Raw genomic sequence first — 6,894 nt, forward strand, 5'->3', positions numbered from 1 at the left:
CGTGTAACGAACTAAAATGAGTTGTAATAAGTGTGGATGGGAACAATTACAAATCTATTTTCGTGGAAAAAAACAGGAAAAGGAGTTGATTTTTTATGATGAAAAGCAGAAAGTGGCTGTCGCTACTGCTTGCGGCAGTGATCACCACTGTGAATTGCATTCCTGCCCTTGCCAGTTGGGAAGATGGTTTTGTGATCCCAGGGCAGGAAAGTGGAGGAAACGATTCATCTTATGATGATATCTTTTGGGGTAATGATTATAATGATCATAATGATCAAATCACCATTGGCAACGGCTCCACAGAAGATGTTGCGTTTGATACAGATGATGATTCAGATGAAACAATGGATGATACCGAGAACAGTGGACAGGACGACATTGTTTTTGAGCAGCCTGCATTGAATACGCAGCAGTTTACAACAAGCAGTACAGGAAATGTAGTGCTCTCTGAAAACTATGCGGAAATCTACGGCACGGACTCGCTGCCGAAGGCACGTTCTGACACAGGCTCAGATCCATATGCTTACTTGCAGGCGAATGATGGGTATGTGACCATCACAGCGGACAGACCGCTGAATAATATCCTGCATTATAATGGAGCTATCGTAGATAATATCCATATTGCAAAATGGGTGGCAGACGATCCAGCAGCACTGGAATATCCGGCATATTGCAAAAATCCAGGCTGGAAAGGTACTGCCCAGCATCCTAATAAAAAATATCAGGTAGATCCTTTGCCGAGTATTGGCGCAGAGGAAAAGAAGATTCTTGGCGTTGCCCGTGCGGGATATCCATATAAAACACCACAGGAATTAGGCTGTCAGACCGTAGATGAGGCGTATTATGCTACACATGCAGCGATCCATACAGCCATTGTCAATGGATCTTTGGATAAATGGTCCATTCAGTCAGGAGATACCGCAAGAAATACCAGAGTATTGAATGCATTGAAAAAAATCTATAACGAAGGTATCGCAAATCCATATACCCCTCCGGAATTTACTGTAAAGCTTTCGCCAGTCAGCGGTTCTGAAGAAGCCACAGAAGACGGCGGATGGGTAACCAACACCTATCAGTTCACCAGCAGTATGGACCGTGATTACTGGAAATTCCGTATCTTGGGCGATGACCTGAATCAGATGGTGGAAAGCGGAAGCATCGAAGTTTATGCCGGTGGAAATAAACTTTCCTTACAGACCAATGTCAGCGGTGCATGGGATAATCAAAAGGCGTTTAAAGTTCCTATGGGACAGGATGTCACTGTAAAAGTCAAGAAAGACCTTGCAGACAGCACAGGCATCAATTATCAGTTCTATGGAACGACCGTAGGCGGCACATTTGACAGCAGTGTCAGCTATTTGGGAAATCCTGTGGGCTTATCCGGTAATTGGCAGGGATATATCTATAACTTCTGTCCGCAGGCGACAGATACAGCCATGATGACTTATAACGCAACACCGACCATTCCCGATGAGCCGGATGAACCTTCCGACGGCAGTCTTTTAGTGGAAAAATTGGACTATCACACAAAGGAAACCATACCAGATGCAGTATTCCATATCCGTGGAGTATCTAAAAGCTGTAGTCATATCAATATCACAGTAAAGGCATCTGATGGTGCCACAGAACCGATCTTAGGTGAAGGCAGCGAGGTAGAGCTTTCTGATGGCGTAGTGCGTATGACTGGTATTCCAGCAGGGACTTATGAAGTGACCGAAGTTTCTGCACCACCGCATTATAGCGTAGCAGTTGGTCAGAACTCCCAAAGTGTGGAAGTTGTGAATGATGCAGAAGTCCATCCGAAAGTGACTTTTGAAAATAAACCGTATGGTTCTTTGACCATTCGTAAGATCGATGCGGATACACAGGAGGAGCTGGCAGGTTTTTATTTCAAGGTAGTCAATCATACAACAGGTTTTGAACAGACCGTTGTGACAGACAGCAATGGAGAAGTCACCATTGAAGACCTTCCAGAAGGCAGTTATGAAGTAACAGAGATTGCTGCTAGGTTTGATTATATCTTAAACGATACGCCACAGATCGGAGAGGTCGATTGGGGTGAAGAAACGGTTGTTGTTATGGAAAACCATGCAAAACCGTCTGTTGAGATTACAAAAATCGATGCGGAAACATCAGAGCCTATTTCTGGGGTGTATTTTGAAATCACTCATAAAAATACACAGCAGACCTATACAGGTGTGACAGATGAGGATGGCAAAATTACGCTGGAAGGTGTGGACGAAGGCTGGTTTGCCATCAAGGAAGTGACACCGGCAGATGGCTATATTGCTTCTGATGAGATTTATGAGGTATATGCCGAAAGTGGTCATCCGGGAGAAATCACAATCAAGAATACAAAGAAATCTGGTATTTTGATCCGTAAAGTGGATGTAGATGGTAACGGTATCGAAGGTGTTTCCTTCAATATCTTCCGATTTGGAGAGGATACACCATTGCCGAATTCACCTGTTACAACGGGGGATGACGGTACTGCACGCTTAGACGGCTTGGAACCGGGGCATTATCAGGTGCAGGAGGTACAGGCGAAGCCAGGGTATTTGTTAAACAGCAAAAAGTATGATTTGGTAGTAGAAGAAGGTGTGGAAAAGACAACCATTGTAGAAGTGGTGAATCATAGACAGCCATACCTTACGATCCGAAAAGTAGATAAGAAAGATCCTGATAAAGGGTTAGCAGGAGCAGTATTTGAAGTCAAAGAAGTAGACGGTCAGGCACTTCCGGGAAGTCCATATACCACAGGACCAGACGGCAGCTTTACCATTGAGGATATTGACATTGAAAACGGCGTATCCAAAAAACTAGTCATTACCGAGATCCAGCCGCCAGATGGATATGAGCTTTCTTCTCCAAATGTGCAGTATGCAACAATGGAACCCGATCAGGATGTAACATTGACATTTATTAACGACGAGTCACCTGACCTTACCATTTTGAAGGTAGACAAACAGACAGGTGCACCATTGGCAGGTGCTATGTTTACCGTAGAAAAACTGGAAGAACCAGAAAAAGGATTCGTCACAGGCAGTCCTTTTACCACAGATGCGGAAGGTAAAATCGTTTTGCCGAATATGGCGCCAGGCAGTTATCGCATCGTAGAAACAAAGGCGCCACAAAACTATGTCATCGATACAGCAGAACGCATCATCAACTTGGTAGAAGGAGAAGACTTTACTGCGAAGTTTGAGGATACCAAGAAACCAACACTTACCGTACATAAAGTGGATTCCATCACAAAAGACCCGTTGAAAAACGCACAGTTTGAAGTATATCGTGCAGTCAACGGCTCCTTAGACGGTGAAACTGTGATGGTAGGCAGTTTTACATCCGATGCTTCCGGTATTTTTAAGCTGGAAAATGCAGAGCCAGGTTGGTATCGCATCGTTGAAAAACAGGCACCATCTGGTTATGAGCGTAAAACAGAGTTCATTGATGTATTTTTGAAAGCAGGTGAAGACAAAGAAATCACTTTTGAAAATGCACCGATGTCAGCGATTATCATCAAAAAAGTAGACGCAGAGACTGGAGAAGCACTGGAAGGTATCAAATTTGAAGTGCGTTATTTAAGATGATAATTCCGTTGTGACAGTAGAGTTTACCAATGCACCTTTGGGTGGGCTTTTGATCAAGAAAATGGATGCTGTCACAAAAGAGCCATTAAGTGATGTTACGTTTAAAGTGACAGATATCAAAGGTGCTGTTGTAGGTGAGTCCAATGGCGAATATCGTACAGACGAAACAGGTACCATTTACATCCCTCAGCTGGTAGGTGGTTTTATTGTCCAGGAGATCAAGACGAAGGACGGATATATCTTGGATAATACCGCAAAAACTACTTATATCGAAAAGGGCAGAGTATATTCCATGGAATTCTTTAACCAGCCGGAGAATAGCTTTGTGATCCAGAAACTTGACGGTGAAACAAAAGCACCTCTTGCAGATGCTACCATTAAAGTAACAACAGTAGATGATCAGTTCATTGGGCAGTATACCACAGATGAAAGTGGTTTCATCACCATTGCTGGCTTGAAGCCTGGCACTTATAAAGTACAGGAGCTGAAAGCACCTGAAGGCTACAATTTGGATAATACTGTGAAATTGGTACATTTGAAACAAAATGAGCCTCAAAAATTGGAACTGTATAACTATAAGAAAGCAGCGCTTATCATTTATAAAGTGGATAAGAATACGCAGGAGCCTTTGGAAGGAGCTAAGTTTAAGGTAACAGAAATCGACGGCACTTATGTGGGGGACTATATCACCGGTACAGACGGCAGAATCACAGTTCCTACACTTGAGCCAGGCTGGTATGTAGTGACAGAAACTGCAGCACCAAATGGCTATAACATCGACGATGTACCTAGCAAAAATGTACAGGTGAAGAGCGGTTCTCCTGTGACTGTGAAGTTTGAAAATGACAAAAACGCTACATTACGTATTGAAAAAACGGATATCGTTACTGGTGAGCCAATGGAAAACGTGGAATTTAGTATCGTGCGTGATGACGGTAAGACCTATGGCAAGTATTACACCGACAAACGTGGCGAAATCAATCTGGAATATATGTTCCCGGCTGGTACCTACCTGATCCGTGAAACCAATACAAGAAAAGGATATGCGCTGGATACGAATGTCAGAAAAGTAACCCTTGACTGGGGCGATGATAAGCTCATTGAATGGGAAAACTATCCGTTGGCATCTATCCGTATTGAGAAAATCGATAAGGAAAATGACGAGCCAATGGCAAATGTCACATTTGAATTGTTCGATCCAAACAAGAAATCTTTGGGTACTTATAAAACCGACGCCAAAGGAAGAATCGAGCTGAATGATATGTTCCTTGGCGGTACAACATATTACCTGAAGGAAGAAACACCAGAAGGTTATCTGCCACAGGAAGGTTATTTAGCAGTAGAAACAAGATGGGGCAAAACAACCTATGTGGATATTGAAAACGAGCCAATCATGGGCAAGGTACAAATCCATAAAACAGCTGCGGATAATAATCCGATCACAGGTACCTTAAAAGGCGATGGACTGAAAGGTGCGAAGTTTACCATTTATGATGCTGATGGTAAAAAAGTAGATGTATTGACAACAGACAGCAAAGGATATGCGGAATCCGATTGGCTCAGATATGGTGAATATACCATGAAGGAAACAACCAGTCCGTTGTATTTCCTGTTGAGCGATGAAACCATTCATTTTGAAATCGTAAATGACGGTGAAACGGTTGAAATCGAGAGAACAAATCAGAGTACATTGCTGAAGACCAATGTAGAGAAAAGTGGGTATAAAGAAACCATGGGTGGAAGTGTGATCCGATACGATATTTATAATATCCAGAATCAATCTATGGTACCGCTGGAAAACTTCTATCTCCATGAAAGCCTTCCGGCAGATGCGGCGTATATCACAAGACTGTTCACAGGTACGTTTAACCAGAATCTGAACTACACCATTTATTATAAGACCAATAAAACAGGTACGTTCAGAGTGCTGAAAGATAATCTCTTTACAGACCGTGTGTATGAGATTGACTGCACAAAAGGCTTGATGGCTGGGGAATATATCACAGATATCAAGTTTGATTTTGGTACGGTTGATGTTGGTTTCAGAGAAGTGGAAAGACCGTTCCTGTACTGCAAGACATATGATAATTTGCCTAATGGCTATCAGTTCACGAACAGAGCTGAGGTTGGTGGTACTTATGAAATGCAGAAGGTAACAGCGGAAGATACCTTTACTACTAAGATTTATGCACCAACAATAGATAGAGGAAAACTTCCAAAAACAGGATATTAACATTAGTTTGGGGTGGTCTGCGGACCGCCCCTTTTTTTATTGCAAAGAAGGTAATATAAGAATTTCTATACGGAGGTTAAGATATGATTTCGATGGTCTATGCAGGTGTTTTTTTATTAGCCTATGGCATTTATCACTTGGTTGCACATTTGGCATATTTTCCTTCAGGGAAATCAGGGAGAAGTATAAGTGGTTTTTGGAGAGCCATGTGTCTGGAGCTGGCTGGATATGCTATGAAAAGGTTTTCTTTGACAAGCGCTTCTTCCGGAAAATTAAAAAGTCTTTTGCAAATCAATCAAGAGAAAAAAGATGAAATCGTTTGGCTACTGGAAAAGTGTATCGGTAGTTTTGGTGTATTCTGTCTTTGTAGTCCGTTGCTTTTGGTTCAGCCGAAAGTATTTTTGTTGTGTTTGGGTGCAGGGCTATTTGTGGTATGGTATGAGTTGTTATTATACTGCGTAAAAAGTATGGGCGGTAAAAATATATTACAGAAAGAACTCCCGTTCTTTCTCCTGCTGCGCTGGAAGTATTCTTTGGAGGAAAGAAATGAGTCAGATTATCTAGCAGCATGTCAAATAGTTGTAACAGAGGATATTCGCAGAACAAAGTGGGGGAATTTGCATCAGGACAAGATAATAGACATTACAGCAAAAGGTGCAATAGATATGATATTAAACGAAGCAACAGAAGGAACAACAGTGGTATGGTATCAGAAGGAATGGAAAGAATATAAAAAGAAAAGCTTTAGATACCGGATAAGAAAGTATAAATATATCTGGCTTTCAATAAGTACAATACTTGTTTTATTCATTATGATTAATTTGTGTATGTAAGTAATTTTACATTAATTATGAAAACAATGAAAACAAGTAAGACTTTATCAAATCTGTTTGGGAAATCTATAGCGAAAAATCGTAAAAAGTTTTTGCAAATAAGAAAAACACTTATATGAAAAGCAATTATTCTATGAAATTGGAGTGGACTATAGTCAATAAAGTGGACACAATTTATAAAGAAAAGTGCCGAGTACAGCTGCTTAGTGCTGTGCCCAGTACCATTCTTCTTTTTCAT

3 protein-coding genes are annotated in these 6,894 nt (G+C 41.5%); all 3 read left to right on the forward strand.

What is annotated here, in order from left to right; translation table 11 throughout:
• Positions 1-95: 95 nt before the first annotated feature.
• On the forward strand, positions 96-3,590 hold the full coding sequence (locus tag BUB35_RS11625) for a SpaA isopeptide-forming pilin-related protein (protein WP_072851931.1): 3,495 nt from the start codon (positions 96-98) through the stop codon (positions 3,588-3,590).
• A gap of 10 nt (positions 3,591-3,600) precedes the next feature.
• Positions 3,601-5,823 (forward strand): MSCRAMM family protein, encoded by a 2,223-nt coding sequence (locus BUB35_RS11630; protein ID WP_072851932.1) that lies wholly within the window; start codon positions 3,601-3,603, stop codon positions 5,821-5,823.
• Between the two features lie 83 nt (positions 5,824-5,906).
• On the forward strand, positions 5,907-6,656 hold the full coding sequence (locus BUB35_RS11635; RefSeq protein WP_072851934.1) for a hypothetical protein: 750 nt from the start codon (positions 5,907-5,909) through the stop codon (positions 6,654-6,656).
• Positions 6,657-6,894 lie beyond the last annotated feature (238 nt).

This window comes from Anaerotignum lactatifermentans DSM 14214, from assembly GCF_900142265.1.
Taxonomy (GTDB): domain Bacteria; phylum Bacillota; class Clostridia; order Lachnospirales; family Anaerotignaceae; genus Anaerotignum; species Anaerotignum lactatifermentans.

Excerpts from the sequence above, each read along its gene's own strand:
- BUB35_RS11625 (WP_072851931.1), top strand. The coding sequence starts at position 96 with ATGATGAAAAGCAGAAAGTGGCTGTCGCTACTGCTTGCGGCAGTGATC.
- BUB35_RS11635 (WP_072851934.1), top strand. The coding sequence starts at position 5,907 with ATGATTTCGATGGTCTATGCAGGTGTTTTTTTATTAGCCTATGGCATT.